Here is a 16441-nt window from a genome sequence, read left to right on the forward strand (position 1 = left end):
ATGTTGACGAAAATTCCAACGCGGCTCTCCCTTTGTTGTCCCTGCCTGGGCTAACATCTCTCGTCCTTGGCACCATACTTTCCATTTGGTGATGTCAACCCATCCATAGCACGATTGTGCCTTCGCGATAGGTGGATTTAATCTCTCCGTCCATTCCAGGAACGATATGCCGTATTTCATTCACCCTTCGGTCGATTCCCCCGTCTACCAATGCCATCTCGTGTGTTGTCCAGCGGCTTTCTGCTAATCCTTTTCCTTGCGCTAGCAGCGAACGCATAGGGATCGCGACCACGAGTATTGACTTCAGTGACCTGGATCGGTTTCCGCCATAAGTCGTTGTGCAATGCTCCACTTTATTCAGCAAATACAAATAGACGTAAACCAACAACTCAAAGGAGAAGTGAATTGAAAAAGTTAAATAGTTTGATTCGAACCGTTGTTGCAGCCTCGACCCTGGCGTTTGTGTCAATCGCAGCGCACGCCGCAACGATTACCCTGAAGGCTGACCTGAAAGCCTCTGCAGAAGTTCCTGCCAAAGATAGTACTGGTACAGGGACTTTGACCGCTACGCTAGATACTGACACCAATGAGTTGAAGTATCACATCGAGTTCAGTGGATTGACCGGCCCTGTTGTCGCAGCGCATTTTCATGGACCGGCAGCTGCGGGGACGAATGCGAAACCGCAGATTCCGATCAAGACCAGCCCTCTCGCAAGCCCTATTGATGGGAAAGCGACCATAACACCGGAACAAGCGAAGGATCTGGTGGATGGTAAGTGGTATTTCAACCTTCATACGTCGGCAAACCCCGGAGGAGAAATACGCGGCCAACTTGTGAAATCCGAGTAATGGCCCAAAACACGGTGCGTAGGTTGCCTCGGTGCTTACGCACTGTGTTCATTTCGAGGGCTGTCTTCTCCCGCCGCTCGCGCTGTATTCAGCATGAGGAGGTCGGTAGTCCTGTGACTTTGGTGCATTGTTCTTCTTCGCGGGCTCATTCACACTTTCGGTTGCGTGCGTAGGTTTGGGCACGGAAGGGATGCCAGAGGTCGGGCTCCGTCATGGTCCACCCCAAAATGAATTCAGGAAGGAATAGCATGAATGCTCGCTACGCAATGATTCTCATTTTGGGCTGCGCCATATTTTCAATTGGCATAGGTGCCGCATCTCAAAGCCCAGGCAGTACCAAAGCGACAAGCGATGCAGGTCCTTCCTCAAAAGCTGCACATCCCAAGCCAACGAACCTGAAGGTATTGCCGAAGAATCTCACCGGAGACGATATCGATAAGCTGATGCATCGGTATGAAAAGGACTTGGGTGTGCCGTGCGGATACTGCCATGAAGAGAATCCGCAAACCAAGCAGATCGACTTCGCATCCGACGAGAATCCAATCAAAGAGACGGCGCGGTCCATGATCTCGATGACCAATGACATCAACAACAAATACCTTGCACAGCTTGGGGATAGGCGGTATGCCGAACCTCTTACCTGCGGCAACTGTCATCAGGGACAGGTGCAACCTCCAACTTTTGAACCGAAGCCACAGAGATGAGTGTTGTGATGGCCGTTCCTTGTGCTCGGCAGAGATAGAAACATACAAGATTGGAATTGAAATGATGATAGAAAGGGCAGCTCGTATGAAGTTTCTACGAATTAGTTTTGGCCTTGCTTTGGGTCTGTTCCTTTGTACCGCTGGTGCTGCGCAGGCCCCGGTCCAGCCGGTGCAATGGGAAGGGTTGGCGGTACCGAAGACGCCTGTAAAACATGGAAGCAGGTTCGCGGTTGAACTGTCTGCGGAAATTCAAAACGGCTGGCACGTCTACGGTCTCGAGCAGGTTCCTGGCGGCCCAACGCCGCTGCGTGTAGCCCTGGAGGAGAATGATGCGGTCCAGATCGCCGGTACTACGTCAGGCACAACTCCGATAAAGAAACAGGACCCAAGCTTTGAACTAGAGACCCAGTTTTATACGCAGTCATTCACGGTGCACATTCCCTTGCAGGTGAAACAACATTCAGCCACGGGCAAGCAATCAATCCCGGTGAGCGTTCGATTTCAGGCATGCAGCGACCGAACTTGCCTGCCCCCGAGAACTGCTCACCTATCCATACCGATTGAGGTTCTTGCTGGCACCTAGCGGAGGAGGACGCGCAGTCTAACTCCCTCAGGTCGCAGCCTTGCGTTTGACAAATTGGACAACTATGCATAGATTCGCTGTTATGGTAACTATTCCCAGAATGTATTGTTGTTCGCCAAGCATCTCCGCTGGCATATGGGAAATCGTGTGTACCTCTAACTGATATGTGATCGCCAACGATCCGTACCGTTATCGATAACCCGCTCGCCAGCATTGCTGGAGCGGGTTTCTTGTTTGAGTGCGCGGTCATACTGGATCGTTATCTCTGTTGAAGCCCGCCAGCCTGACTGTAGCGGGCTTTCCTTTTGGCAGAGGCGCATTTCCAGAAGTTCTAATCCTTGACGCATGGGGCAGTTTATCGTTGTGAAATCTCAAGATCCAATTCGAACAGGGATCGATGTTAATGATCCAGAGCTTCCTTCTTTGTGGGTGGGCGCAGGCCAATCCGCGCAAACGGTGACGAGGACATCGAAGCCGATCATGTCAGCGGTGCACCGACTTGGTCTGGTCTCAGCAATATTTGTGGCACTCGCCGCTGCAGGTCTCGGTTGGCTGGCTCTGCGTGCTTATGGACAGATCGCGGTGCGGAATCAAGGGTATGTGCCCTATAGCGATGCGCCGATCAACTACCGATCAGAGGATCTAAGTGATCCGGTGGCCAAGCTGCAGCAACGGTTAGATCAAGGTAAAACGGCGTTGCTGTATGAACCCGAACACGGTTATCTCAAATCCGTACTGAATCTGTTGAAGGTACCTGTCGATTCGCAGACGCTGGTTTTCTCCAAGACAAGCTTTCAATACAAGAAAATTTCCCCAGAGCATCCTCGAGCCCTCTATTTCAATGACGACGTTTATGTCGGCTCGGTCCATGAGGGGAAAGCGATTGAAATAGTCTCCTTCGATCCAATGCAAGGGGCTATTTTCTATCTTCTTGACGAACATAAGGTAGAGAAACCTACCTTTCAGCGAGCGGAACTGGACTGCACGCAATGCCATATTGCTGCGGGTACACGTGGAGTTCCCGGAGTGTTGTTGCGGTCTATCTATCCTACGACCACGGGGACCCAGGCGCCCAGTAGCAAATCTTTCATTACGGATCAAGACAGTCCGTTCAAGGATCGCTGGGGAGGGTGGTACGTTACCGGCAAGCTTGCTGGAGCGTCCCATATGGGCAATGCTGTTGTCGTCGACAAGCCAGCGACGGAACAATCGGACCAGGCTACTGTCAATAATCTGGTCGCACTCTCAAAACCGTTCGATACTTCAACCTATCTGTTACCCGACAGCGATGTTGTGGCCCATCTTGTATTGGCACATCAGACGCAGATGCACAACCTGATCACGTTGACGAACTATAAGACGCGGCTTGCTCTTTACGCGCAAGCTACGCAGAGCAAGGGCTCCGGTGTGCCGGCAGACACGTCCTTGCCGGAGAATGTGCGGCAGCAGTTCGAGCGGCCAGCGGAGCAGTTGCTGCGCTACATGCTTTTCGTCAACGAAGCACCCCTTTTCAGCGCGGGGTCTGGGAGTGTTGAAGGATCGTCCACATTTGCAAAAGAGTTCACTGAGCGGGGCATACGAGATCGGAAAGGGCGTTCGCTGCGCGACTTTGATCTGCAGACCAGAATCTTCCGGTATCCCTGCAGCTACCTCATCTACTCCGAGTCCTTCGACACCTTACCCGAACCAGCCAAGGGATATATCTATCATCGCTTGCTGGAAATTCTGACAGGGCAGGATCAAAGCTCGGATTTCGCGAAACTGTCGGGAGAAGAGCGCCGAGCGATTCTTGAAATCTTGCTGGCAACCAAGCCCGGATTACCAGAGGAGTGGAGAGACTACGCCAAATCCAACCACCTCCACATTCAGATAGCAGGAAAGCGTTCTCGTTCCAGTTCACAAGGATAAGCAACTTACCCGGATTTAACTAGAAAGGAATAATGAAATGAAATCAATATCAAGAAGTGCTTGCTTCGCAGTTATTTTCGCGAGCTTTGGCGCAACCATCGCCGTGGCCCAAACCACCCCCGCGGCTGGCTCCCTGGAAGGGCGCTGGGACGCTAGCCTTAACAGCCATGGCACGGTCATTCCATTTAGGCTCGACATCTCCGGATCCGGTCCGACGTTGAAAGGCACCTTCTATGACGGTTTCCAGCCGTACGACGGTACGACCAGCGCATCTTTTCAGGATGGCAAGCTCGTACTCAACGTCGAGCACTACCTCACGACAATTACGGCTACGCTGAAGGACGAGCAGCTCACGGGGAACGTCGTGACGCAATCGCGGGGCCCCGCCACGGAATATGGCTTCCTGGCTACCCGGCATGTGGCATCGACAGCTGCAACTGTCGATGCGCCGTCTATAGCAGGTTCATGGATCATCCCGCTTGATAGCCCTTCTTCCAAAGGCGAGAAGGCTTTCCGGTTCATCGTCGAGCAACATGGTGCGGACGTCGCAGCGTCGATTCTCCGTGTCGATGGAGACACCGGTGCTTACAGCGGCACCTACAAAGACGGGAAATGGGTGCTCAGTCACTTCGACGGCTCACGTCCGGGAGTCATCGAAGTGTCTTTGACGAAAGATGGCACACTCGAAGTTCTCCAGAACAGTGGGCGCGCTAAAAAGGCCGTCGCGCAGAATGAAGCCAGTGCGGGCAGCTCCCAAACAGTGGGTGCCAGCAATACGAAGTCGTATGGTGACGAGACGGCCGACAGCCGCTATGCCACGAAACTGATCGCATACCGTTCCGAGGTGGCAACAGCCAAGGGGCTTCCGCAGCCCGAAAACTACGATACCCATACAACCGTGAGGGACCCGAATGAGAAATTCACCTTCAACTTCCCGGACGTGAATGGAAAGCTGGTGTCGAGCGATGACCCTCGCTTCAAGAACAAGGTTGTGCTCGCTATTGTGACAGGCACCTGGTGCCCGAACTGCCACGATGAGGCGCAGTATCTCGTAAAGCTCGACAAGAAATATCGTGACAAGGGCCTCGCAATCGTCGCTCTTGACTTCGAAGAACCGGAACAGCAGGGAACCTTGGCCCGTGAGCGCGCCTTCGTGAAGCAGTACGGGGTGGAGTACACCTATCTGATCGCAGGCGCGCCGTCTGATATGTGGGAAAAAGTTCCTCAGGCGGTTAACCTCAACACCTGGCCGGCAACTATTTTCGTTGGCCGAGATGGGTTAGTGAAGGGAATCCATTCTGGATTCGCCTCTCCTGCTAGCGGTGAGTTCAACCAGCAGTTGCAGGATGAGTTCACCGCGAAGATAGAACAACTTCTCGCTGAGAAAGCTGGCCAAAACGTCACGGCTGCTGCAACGACTCCAGCCAAGCCCGGCGAATAGCTCGATCTCTGGAAGTTATCTCGAAGCCAAGGCTTTGCCCGTCAGGGCATCTTCCCTGACGGGCAAAGTTGTAGGTGCCCACTTCCAATGCTTTTTTTTGAGTTGTCCGGGCCGAGATTTCTGTCCGCCTTGATTTCAGAACGCCTGCCGATCGAGCCAATGGATAATGTCTGTTTCGAGAGCGATGCGGTGGTCGCTGAAGGGGTGATCCGTTTTGATTGGGATATGTTCGGATTCCGTGCTTCCGTCTTGTTTCAAAACCTGAAGCAATGCTTCGCTGTTTGGGCCAGTGCCATCGTCCGCCGTGATGAGCAGAATTGGGCGCTTTCCAATCGCGGGAGCTAGCGTGATAAAGTCCCACTCCGCGCGGTGGTCGAAGATCTCTGCGCCAAGTGCCGCCGGTGTTGTGCCCGCAAGGGGGAGGAGGTCGGCCGGGTCTACTTTGCTCACATAGAGACCCACTGCTTTATCTTTGTCTTCTGGCTTTAGCTCTGCGAAACGATGGCCAAGCGAGGCAGCAGAGATCAGAACGGCTGCCCTGACCTTCGGGTTATGTGCAGTTGCTGAGATTGCCGCGAAGCCGCCCATGGAGTGCCCAATAAGAATGATGCGGGTTGTATCTACGCGATATTTTGCGGCAATTTCAGGTGAAGTAATCCAGTCTACCTGCGCATCGGCATCTTCGATCACATGGGTGAAGGAGAAATCTCCCTTGACACCCCAACTGCCGCGGTAGTGTACCGCAAGAACATTGTAGCCAGCTCGGCGAAGAGCCTGCGCGAGGTCAAGGTTCTGCTCGTAACCGGGGAAGCCGTGATACAGGATGACCGTGGGGTGCGGGCCAGCGCCAGCAGCAAGGTACAGAGCGCCAAGTAGCTGTACCCCGTGCGAGGGCACTGCGATTTCAACTAGTGCAGCTGGGCGTTTCTGATCTACGGGTGGGTCAGAAGCGATTGACGAAGGACTCTGGGCTGAGAGAGTTGTCGCGGTAAGTAGTGTGGCCGCTAAGAAAAGGGATCTCATGACTCTATGTTTCACTCCATGTGGTCAAAGGTGCGTCTTGAAACGGTTGGTACTGATGGTGGAACGGATCTCTCAGCGTCAGATCTCCAGTTTTACGGTGGGTGTCACGTTCGGAAGGATCTTTTCAACGAGCGCCTTGCCCTCCTTGTCGCGCGGTGCTTTCAGGTTGTAGGCATTTACGGGCTGCGAACGGTTGACCCAGAGCGTGTAGTAGAGATGGTCTGCACGTGGATCGTCGGTGTTAGGGTGTACCAGCGTTGTAAGTCCCAGGCTATTGAGTTGCAGCCACGGCACGATAACAGTCAGCAGGTCATTGGTAAAGCCGAAGTAGAACGATGGCGTTACATGCGGACCGCGTGGCTGTAGATTCCAGTCTCCAAGTTCGACAGGGAACCGCTCGCCGGCCCACCGGCGAATCCGAACGGCCTTCTCATAGGAATCCTGATCGAAATAAAAATGGGCGTGGTAGCTCTTGATATCGGTGTAGGGGCGAGGTTTTTCCGGAAGACCGTTCTCTGTTCCCGGCCATAGCCCCTTGGGTTGTATCGTAGGCTGTTTCAAGGTGTCATAACCCCATTCGCTGACACCCGTGTCTTGGGAAACGTAAGGCTTGATGGTTCCGTTGAGCGCAAGAAAAGCAGCGGAGGGAGTGGAAGCAGGAGGGGCAGAAATTTCAGGCTCCTCGCCACGAGCGGGTTCCTCTCCGAGCGTGAGGCCGACTGCAGCGGCGCCAGCGCCGAAGAGAAATGAGCGGCGAGTGGGGGCAAGCCAATCTGCCCATTGTTGGTCGATTTCAGTGTTTTTAACGATCCGCTCATTTGGATCTACCTGGAATTTATCTCCATTAATACGATATTCGTCGCACATCTTCATTCTCCTTTTTGGGAAATATTTGTGCCGTCGACGGCGATGCTTTTACCGGGAGTGTGAGGACGAAGTCGGTTCGATGAACGCGCTAGCCCAGACACACACCAGGACCGAGGTGGGCAGGTTAGGCAGCTTCAACTTAGATGGGGATAAAATGGCTGGGAACGTGTCAGCTACCGCGTCTGCAATTTCATTTTTTCCACCTGGAAGATCCCCATCGTTGAGATAGAGGTGCTTCCGCTTGAAACCGCCAATGTCAGATGCAACAACAATAGCGTGACGTGGTGGAAAGAACCATATTCAAAACTATATTCCCCCTTTGCAATGAACGACTATCCTCTAGAAATATATTTCGCCACGAACTCCGTCAGGCGTAGGGATCGCAGCACTTTTGATATTGCAAAAGCTGAGATTCCCTATCTGTCTATCTACCGCTGGTAGTCTTCTATAGAACTGGTCATGCTTGAATGCGTTGAAGTCCTCAATTTTGAGTTCGAGTCCTCTTGAGTTGTGGAAGCGAATGTTCTTTTGGATCGTGAGGACAACGTTTTCTATGCCCGATTCGTAGAGCACTCAGTGCTTCGCATCGCGAGGTTGGCTGAGAGCTTCCTCCAAAAGAGTGACGTGTTGAATGCCGGCTTGCCATTTTGGTCGGCATTACGCGGTACACTTTCGATTCCGTTTAAATAGAGAAGATGACGTGGTTTAGAGGGAGCAACAGTGCTACTACACAACATAACGGCGAAGAGACTTCTGGCGTGTGGGCTAGCTATTGCCTGTCTCGTGTTTGGCGCATGGTTATGGCTTGAACGGCGTCATGTGAATAGCGTGGTACCCTCACGTTCCTATCAGTTGGTGGCCGGACGGATGGATGAATGGAAGGCAGTCGGGGGGATGTGGGAAGTTGACAATGGCGTCATCCGCGATAACTCCACCGAACGAGGTGCCAAGCTCCTAACCGGCTCTAACGACTGGAGGAACTACACACTGAACGCCGACATCAGGTTTGACGGAGAGGGCGCCGATATGGGGGTGATCATCCGATCCAATGATGAAAAGGAGGGTGTAGACACATATAACGGGTACTTCGTAGGTCTTCGCAATTTGGATGGAACCATTGTGATTGGGCGCTCGGATTATGGATGGATGGAAGCGCGTCCTTTGCCAATACCGGGTGGCGTTCATCCTTCCGTCTGGTATCGGCTCCGAGTGACGGCATACGAATGCAATATTGCTGCCTCCGTACAGAATCTGGCTACATCTCAAACCGCGTGGATTGCTTTTGAGGAGCGTTCTTGTGTCGAAACTGGACGTATCGGATTGCGATCGATGAACCCCGGTGGGATGTGGCGGAATGTAAGTGTAATGCCAGCTGGTCGAAGCGATTATCTGGAGTTGCAGCAACACGCAGCTTTCGTGGAAAGGCCAGAGGTTCCGGCCGGTCCGCCTTGGTGGACTCCGTGGCACGTGGGAATGATCTTCGCCGGTGTTTTAGCGTTGGCTTTGCTGACCCAACTCGCTTATTTCCGAATCCAGCGGTGGAAGACGTATACGATCATGCAGGAACGTGAGCGCCTAGCTCATGCAATTCACGACACAATGGCGCAGAGCTTTGCCGGGGTCGGATATCAAATTCAGGGAATCCGAAGAAGCGTTGTGCGACGCAACCAGCAGGACTCCCACTATATCGCGGATCAATTGAATGTTGTCTATCAGTTAATCCGCAGATGTCATGCAGAAGCTAGTGAAACGATTGCCATGCTCGGCTCATCGTCATCCTTCATACAGCAGAATTTATTGGAAGCGTTGGCTGACACAGCGCGTAAAATCGCCGGAGATAAGATAGAGATCATCACGGAACTTCATGGGACTTTCGTTCTTTTGAATCTACGGCTCGCCGACGCTCTGCTGCATATTGGTCAGGAAGCAATTGCAAATGCTGTGAGTCATGCAGATCCGACCATGCTGACAATCACTCTAAGTTACCAGGACAGCGGGGTAGAGCTTGTGGTGAAAGACAACGGACAGGGATTCGAATATCTACCGCAAACAGCGGGGTTCGGAATTTCGGGAATGCAGAAACGAGCTCGCGACGTGGCAGCTATATTGCAGATCCTCAGCACGCCTGGGGAAGGAACGCAGGTGCGTGTTGTGGCGACGCGACGGCAGAGCACTCTAAGAAAACGATTATTCGCAAAGCTGAAGGATGGCCTTTTAGGATATTTTTCTTGATCTTAAGTGCGGTAACGACTCAACGCACTGCATGTTGGAGATTGTCCTGTCATCGCAAATGATGATTTTTTGCTATTGCCATTCTCCGGCCTATTCGGCAATACGGATTAGTCCACGTCTGATGGCAGTTGTAGCCGCCTCGGTTCGATCATTGGCTCCAAGCTTCGTAAGACAGCTAACAACGTGATTTCGGGCTGTCTTGTCGCTAATAAAGAGGCTTCGTGCGATTTCTTTATTGCTCAAACCCATAGCCACGAGCGTAAGCACTTCAAGCTCGCGCTGGCTAAGCTCCTTACGTCCAACCGTTTCCAGTAAACGTTGTGCAATGTTGGGTGGGACGCAACGTTTGTTTTCGTAGACCATCTCAACGGCCTGAACGATTTCTTCGTGTGGAGTATTTTTGAGAAGATATCCCATTGCACCTGCTTGAAGCGCCCGCAGGATATCTTCGTCTGCCTCATAATTTGTAAGCACCAGAATGCGTATATCCGGCTGTATGCGACGCAGTTCCGCAATGGCCTCGGTGCCTTCCATTTCAGGCATGCGCAAATCCATGAGGACAACATCCGGCTGAATTCTCTGCACTTCGAGCAAGGCTTCTTTTGCGGAGCCTGCCATACCCGTCACTTGGATATTCTCTTCAGTCTCCAACATGGTTCGTAACCCAAAACGAACCACAGGATGATCATCCACGATCAGCACCTTTATTATCTTCGATTGCTCCGGCATATCAGGCCCTCTGAACTCATCTGTCTCGTTCTTCCATTAAGACTGAAGCACGGAAAAAGGATGCATTTTACGAGTCCGCCAATATTATCCCATTGAATCTCCCGCGGCAAAGCTGTTAGCACCTTTCGCACACGTTCACAAAGTTGCCCAAGGGCATAGTTCATTTGAACTACGCAAGATTGGTTGCTATGGCATGTTGCATATCACATAGTGAGAACCATATAGTTCCCTCCGTACAGCTAGAAGCTAAGGGATCGTTATGTAAGAGCGGAACGTCAGAGCTCTAAAGCATCTAGGTTCAAAAAATGATGCTATTTACCCTGGAGACCAAATATGAAAAAAAATACCCCGACCATAAAATGGCCGAGGCTTCGCTTGTTTCGGCAGATGCGAAAGCTGAGTTTCTCAATCATGCTGCTCGTCATCGCCGTTTTGATTCCGGTGGGCGGTAGCGCACAGAGCACAACAAGTTCGATTACTGGTACGGTGACGGATACCTCTGGTGCGGTTGTCGTGGGTGCCGCGATTAAGATCGTTGGCACCGCCACTGGCGTTGAATACAAGGCGACGACTGGCGATCAGGGCATTTACAGGGTCACGCAGCTTCCTCCTGGAAGTTATACGATGCAAGTTGAAAGTACCGGATTTGCGACGCAGAATGTCAAGGCTTTCACACTCCTTGTTGATCAACAGGCCCGGCAGGACGTTAAACTGGGAGTAGGAGCAAGCACCCAATCGATTTCTGTTTCTGAGAGCGCCCAACTGCTGGATACCGTTAGCTCTAATCAAGGGCAGGTCATTGAAAATAAGCAGATTCAGGATTTGCCATTGAATGGGCGAGACTTTCTACAGCTGGCACAGCTATCTGCTGGTGTCGTCCCATCAAATATCCCAGGTATGAATTCACCAGCTTCTGCATGGACCGGGACTCAAACGGTTAGTATTTCCGTTGCCGGACTACGAGAAGACGATACGAGCTATCTGTTCGATGGTATTGAAGTGAGGAATGCCTGGTATGGCGCCATTGGCATCCTTCCTTCGATCGATAATATTCAAGAGTTTAAAATTGAGCAGACAGGCTCATCAGCTGCTTTCGGAAATGGCGGTACTTTCGTCAATATTGTAACCAAATCAGGTACAAACCAGATTCATGGAACGGTCTTCGAGTTTATTCGGAACGATGCCTTCGATGCGAGAAATTGGTTCGACCAGCCGGGCACGAAGCCGGCTTTCCACCAGAACCAGTTCGGTGCAAGTGTCGGTGGGCCCATCAAGAGAAACAAGATGTTTTTCTTTGGAAACTATGAGGGGTTCCGCCAGATCAAGCCCGCAACTGTCTACTCTAGAGTGCCAACGACGCAACAGCTTGCAGGTGACTTCAGCGCTGATACCCAGCAGCTCTACGATCCCATTACTCACGTGCCGTATGTAAATAACCAAATTCCAATCAACTCATCACTTGCAGCTCAAAAAATGCTCACGTTTTTCCCAGCAGCCAACGGAAATTTTTCTGGTGGCAATAATTACGTCAACGTTCAAAACACAACGAACAATTGGGACCAGGGAAGCGGACGGTTCGATTACACGATTTCAAACAAGAACACGATATTTGCGCGATACACCTGGGAGCGCGAAAACACTGTCGAGCCAGGTCTAACATTCTACGGTGGCAGAATATTTCCATCGAACCCCAAAAACCTGGCAGTTGGTTGGACGCATGTCTTTTCGCCAAACATTGTCAACAACGCGAGGTTTGGCTGGAATTATACGGAAACCGGCCAAAATCGAGCTGCTGGATTTATTCAAAGTGACGCCAATCCGCTCGGACTTCATGTAGCTGAGATACAGCCTGGATCATTTGGTCCTCCCAGCATTGGGATCTCCGGATACGCCAATCCGGGGTCGGCGGGTGGAACGGAAGTTGTCCGGGAAAATCTGTTCATGGGGACCGATTCCTTACTGATCCAGAAAGGCAGGCACACGATCACTGCGGGCACAGACATCCGCTACGATCCGGTGTATCTGTACGAAGACTGGCAGGGAAGCGGTGTGAGCTTTAACGGAAACTATACGGGTAATCCGCTGACCGGCACGCCGGGCGATGCGATGGCCGATGCCCTGCTCGGGATACCATCGTCAGCCGCAACCTCTATCGGCGATCCGACCTTGAATCTTCGGAGATGGTACCAATCCTATTACGTTCAAGACACTGTACAGGTCAGTAAACGGCTGACGGTAAATGGTGGCATACGTTATGAGTACAGCCAGCCTCCCGTAGACACGGCGAACCACGTTGGAAGTTTCGACTTTGCGACTGGCACTTTGCTTACGTACCCGGATACAAAGGCTCTAGGTCTTGGACGGCAAATGGTTCATCCGCAATATACAAATATCTCCCCTCGACTTGGATTTAATTTAGTTCCGTTTGCTAGCGGCAATACCGTTGTCAAAGGCGGTTTTGGAATGTATTACCTCGCGGCAAACTTGAATCAGCTTGAGGTAATGGTTGATACGCCCAAATACTATTCCGTTCAGAATTACAATAACTCTGCGGCGGGACAGCCATTAAACTTTACTCTCGATCAACTCTTCAGTCTGAGCCTGCCAGGTGCGGGACAATCGGTCTCTTTTATCAACGCAAACAACAAAACGCCGTTGACCTATGAATACTCTCTGGCTGTCCAGCAAACCTTCTTGAAGGACTGGCTCTTTGAGCTTTCTTACCTGGGATCGTCATCACGTCATTACGAGACACGGATCGTAATCAATCCTTTATTGCCCAACGGCACAACAGGTTATACCAATTATCAGGGTGCGATTCAGGAGAATTTGAATGCTGGCACCTCCAACTACAATGCTCTCGCTGCTCATATAGAAAAGCGATACGCATCAGGTTTTTCGCTGCTTGGTAATTACACATGGTCGAAGTGTCTTGGTACACCCTGGCAAGACCAGTTTGCGTGGCATCCTCTCGATCTAAAGCTAGATTATGGCCATTGCACATACGACCAGAATCAACGCTTAAGTGTGAACTCTGTTTATGAGCTTCCATTCGGTCAAAACAAACAATTCTTGAATAAAGGAGGCTTCGTAAATGCGCTTGCAGGGGGTTGGCAAGCAAGCGCAATTGCGACTTTTTATACGGGCCCCTGGTTTACTTTGGGTAGCGTTCAAAATCTCGGAGCCTTTGTGAATAACTTGCCTAATGTCATCGGCCCGGTTAATAATCCATCGCTGCATGGTGGACTAGGGAGAAATGGAAGGGTGGGCCCGTACTTCAATACACAGAATGTCCAGTTAGTAAGTACGTTAGGAGTTCAGGGAAATGCCGGTGTGTCAAACATTGAGAGTCCCGGAAGCGCAGACTGGGATTTATCGCTTTTCAAAACCTGGAAGTTCGCTGATCGGTATGGCGCTACATTCAGAACTGATTTCTTCAACGCATTCAATCGCGTTAATTTCACGGGACTAGACACCGGCGCCAACGATGCCAACTTCGGCAATTTGCAGGGAGCGAATGACGCACGTGAAATTCAATTCAGTCTGCGGTTGGCTTTTTAGCGGAGATCCTGAGGCCAATAAAGGCGGCGTAGACGTTTTTGTGAGACCCCAAAGATGCTAATCTCTAAACATTTGAATCAAGTTTGCTAAACGTTGCATATGGTTTGTTGAACAAAAGTTTCGCCTCTAGAGAGGGTTTAATGAAGGCTGTCGCGTCGCTTTTTCTTTCTGTAGTCTCTTTCTGTTTTAGTGTTGGCTCTGCTGTTTGTCAGCAGAGAGTTCCAGCGACACCCCTCATTACTCATGACCCCTATTTCAGTGTCTGGTCGACTACCGATAACCTTACCGACTCTGACACAACCCATTGGACTGGAAGCCCTCAGCCCATCAGCGGTATTGCTCGCATCGACGGCAAATCATATCGTTTCATGGGGCATCAACCCGATAAAGTCCCTGCAATGCAGCAGACCGGCCATTCGATCACTCCCACGCACACTCGTTATCAGTTTCGTCAGGACGGTGTAACGCTGGAACTCACGTTCTTTACGCCGGCGATGATGAACGACCTGGATTTGCTCTCTCGTCCGGTTACATATCTGACGTGGAGCGTCCAGTCCACAGATGGTGTTGCGCATCGGGTCTCGGTTCTTCTGGATGTTGATCCAATTATTGCGGTCAATGATAGGAGCCAGCAGGTTGTGTCATCCCGTAACGAGACCTCGTCACTCAATGTTCTCTCGGTTGGGTCTCGTGATCAGAACATACTCAATCGCTCCGGAGACAACCTCCGTATTGACTGGGGGTACTTCCATCTGGCCATTCCCAAGGATGAGGAGTCAACAGCATCAATCGCATCCCATCCTGTCGATGCTTTCGTGAATTCTGGGAAGATTGCAGCGAGTGATTCAATGGGTATGCCTCAACCTGCTGGTTGGGATAGTCCACACCTCGCAACGGTAATCGAATTTGGTTCTGTTGGTTCAGCGTCTATCACGCGTCACCTCCTGGTTTCTTACACAGCGGAATATGCGATCCAGTATTTGCAGCGGAATATGCGACCGTACTGGCAGCGCAACAACCTGTCGGTAGAGAAGATGTTGGATGCGGCTGAAGCTCAATATCCTAGCCTTGAGGCTCGAGGCCAGACGTTTGATGAGGAACTGACCGCCGATTTGACCAAAGTTGGTGGAGAACACTATGCGGCAATAGCTATTCTGGCGTATAGACAAACACTTGCAGCCCACAAACTTGTAGCCGATGCCAATGGCGATCCTATGCTTTTTGCCAAGGAGAACTTTTCAAACGGTTGCATTGCTACAGTCGATGTGCTTTATCCCTCAGCTCCATTTTTTCTCTTCTTCCAGCCGAAGTTGCTTGAGGCTCAACTTCTTCCCGTCCTCGAATATGCGGCTCTTGTGCGTTGGCGGTTTCCTTTCGCTCCTCATGATCTCGGCCAGTACCCTCTAGCCAATGGACAGGTTTATGGCGGCGGAGAGCAGACGGAAGAAGATCAGATGCCAGTTGAGGAGAGTGGTAATATGCTCATTCTCGTCGACGCTCTCGCACGTGCTGAAGGCGACGCCCATTTTGCCGAACGCTATTGGCCGCAACTTACAAGTTGGGCAAAGTATTTGAAGGAGAAAGGGCTCGACCCAGAGAACCAACTCACGACGGACGACTTTGCTGGCCACGTCGCACACAACGCCAATTTGTCTATTAAGGCGATTGACGCGCTTGCAGCCTATGCCGATCTAGCACGTTTACTTCGGCACGAAGATGTCGCGAAGGAATACAGTACTACCGCGAAGACAATGGCAGGAAAGTGGATCGTTATGGCTGGCGAAGGCGACCACTACAAACTCGCGTTCAACAGCCCTGGTACATGGAGTCAAAAATATAATCTGGTATGGGACATCGTTCTTGACTATAACTTGTTTCCTAAGAGCGTCCGCGAGACCGAACTAGCCTTTTACATGAAAAAGATTAACCGCTACGGCCTCCCCCTCGACAGTCGAGCCGACTATACAAAACTCGACTGGTCCGTTTGGACTGCTACACTCGCATCGAACCCGGAGCAGTTCGCCGCGATGATCGACCCCATATACCAGTGGATAAACGAGACACCCAGTCATGTCCCCCTGACCGATTGGTATGACACAAAGACCGGAAAGCAGATTGGCTTTCAGGCTCGGAGTGTGGTGGGGGGTGTCTTCATCAAGGCTCTGTCTGATAAGCAGCTCACAGCAAAATGGCGGACCGAGGCGGCCGCACAAGCAGCGAAATAGATCTTCATTGATTCTGGATGCGCTAGAGCAGTTTCACTGTAACCGTGAAACTGCTCTGGTGTGTTTCGAGAGCGCTTGCAAAGCCAGCGCTGGGTCTGCCGTGTGCGCTCTACGGGTGACATGCGACAGGTTCAATTTCCCTGTCTTCCCTTGAATGAGATAAACTCCGCAGGATCTGTTTCTTACTGAAATAAAGCGGTCGCATCTGTCAAGCGCGAATCCTACTCGGGCTCTTTTCATAAAGACATCGTTGTTTGTCGTAGGGAAATAGTTCCTGATGTGAAATTTCCATGAAAGAGTCGAAGCTTAAAAGTACGTT

The 16441-nt window shown here is 51.4% G+C and carries 11 protein-coding genes; 8 read left to right on the forward strand and 3 right to left on the reverse strand.

Annotation, left to right across the window (positions count from 1 at the left end):
- The first annotated feature begins 405 nt into the window (after positions 1-405).
- The 5 genes from GSQ91_RS11535 (at position 406) to GSQ91_RS11555 (ending at position 5485) form a co-directional block, all read left to right on the forward strand.
- Positions 406-849 (forward strand): CHRD domain-containing protein, encoded by a 444-nt coding sequence (locus GSQ91_RS11535; protein ID WP_158821691.1) that lies wholly within the window; start codon positions 406-408, stop codon positions 847-849.
- Between the two features lie 248 nt (positions 850-1097).
- A complete protein-coding gene (locus GSQ91_RS11540) occupies positions 1098-1553 on the forward strand; it encodes a c-type cytochrome (protein WP_158821692.1) in 456 nt (151 codons plus the stop codon).
- An 85-nt stretch (positions 1554-1638) separates the two neighbouring features.
- Positions 1639-2136, forward strand: coding sequence for a protein-disulfide reductase DsbD domain-containing protein (locus GSQ91_RS11545; protein ID WP_216845190.1), 498 nt, complete (start codon positions 1639-1641; stop codon positions 2134-2136).
- Positions 2137-2616: 480 nt separating this feature from the next.
- The gene (locus GSQ91_RS11550) at positions 2617-4044 is read left to right on the forward strand and encodes a hypothetical protein (protein WP_158821694.1); all 1428 of its coding nucleotides are present in this window, start codon (positions 2617-2619) and stop codon (positions 4042-4044) included.
- Positions 4045-4081: 37 nt separating this feature from the next.
- Positions 4082-5485 carry a peroxiredoxin gene (locus tag GSQ91_RS11555; RefSeq protein ID WP_158821695.1) on the forward strand — a complete coding sequence of 468 codons (1404 nt, stop codon included), beginning with the start codon at positions 4082-4084 and terminating at the stop codon, positions 5483-5485.
- A 135-nt stretch (positions 5486-5620) separates the two neighbouring features.
- Here GSQ91_RS11555 and GSQ91_RS11560 read toward each other — a convergent pair whose 3' ends face one another.
- Complete coding sequence (locus GSQ91_RS11560; RefSeq protein WP_158821696.1) at positions 5621-6508, reverse strand: S9 family peptidase; 888 nt, start codon at positions 6506-6508, stop codon at positions 5621-5623.
- 78 nt (positions 6509-6586) lie between these two features.
- Positions 6587-7375, reverse strand: coding sequence for a DOPA 4,5-dioxygenase family protein (locus GSQ91_RS11565; protein ID WP_158821697.1), 789 nt, complete (start codon positions 7373-7375; stop codon positions 6587-6589).
- Between the two features lie 867 nt (positions 7376-8242).
- Between GSQ91_RS11565 and GSQ91_RS11570 the strand changes: the two genes are divergently transcribed.
- On the forward strand, positions 8243-9607 hold the full coding sequence (locus tag GSQ91_RS11570; protein WP_158821698.1) for a family 16 glycoside hydrolase: 1365 nt from the start codon (positions 8243-8245) through the stop codon (positions 9605-9607).
- Positions 9608-9697: 90 nt separating this feature from the next.
- Here GSQ91_RS11570 and GSQ91_RS11575 read toward each other — a convergent pair whose 3' ends face one another.
- Positions 9698-10336 (reverse strand): response regulator transcription factor, encoded by a 639-nt coding sequence (locus GSQ91_RS11575; RefSeq protein ID WP_158821699.1) that lies wholly within the window; start codon positions 10334-10336, stop codon positions 9698-9700.
- Positions 10337-10669: 333 nt separating this feature from the next.
- Between GSQ91_RS11575 and GSQ91_RS11580 the strand changes: the two genes are divergently transcribed.
- Positions 10670-13897, forward strand: a complete 3228-nt coding sequence (locus GSQ91_RS11580) for a TonB-dependent receptor (protein ID WP_158821700.1) — start codon at positions 10670-10672, stop codon at positions 13895-13897.
- A gap of 140 nt (positions 13898-14037) precedes the next feature.
- Positions 14038-16122 (forward strand): glutaminase family protein, encoded by a 2085-nt coding sequence (locus tag GSQ91_RS11585; RefSeq protein WP_158821701.1) that lies wholly within the window; start codon positions 14038-14040, stop codon positions 16120-16122.
- The last annotated feature ends 319 nt before the right edge of the window (positions 16123-16441 follow it).

The sequence above is a fragment of the Granulicella sp. S156 genome, assembly GCF_009766105.1.
Classification (GTDB): domain Bacteria; phylum Acidobacteriota; class Terriglobia; order Terriglobales; family Acidobacteriaceae; genus Granulicella.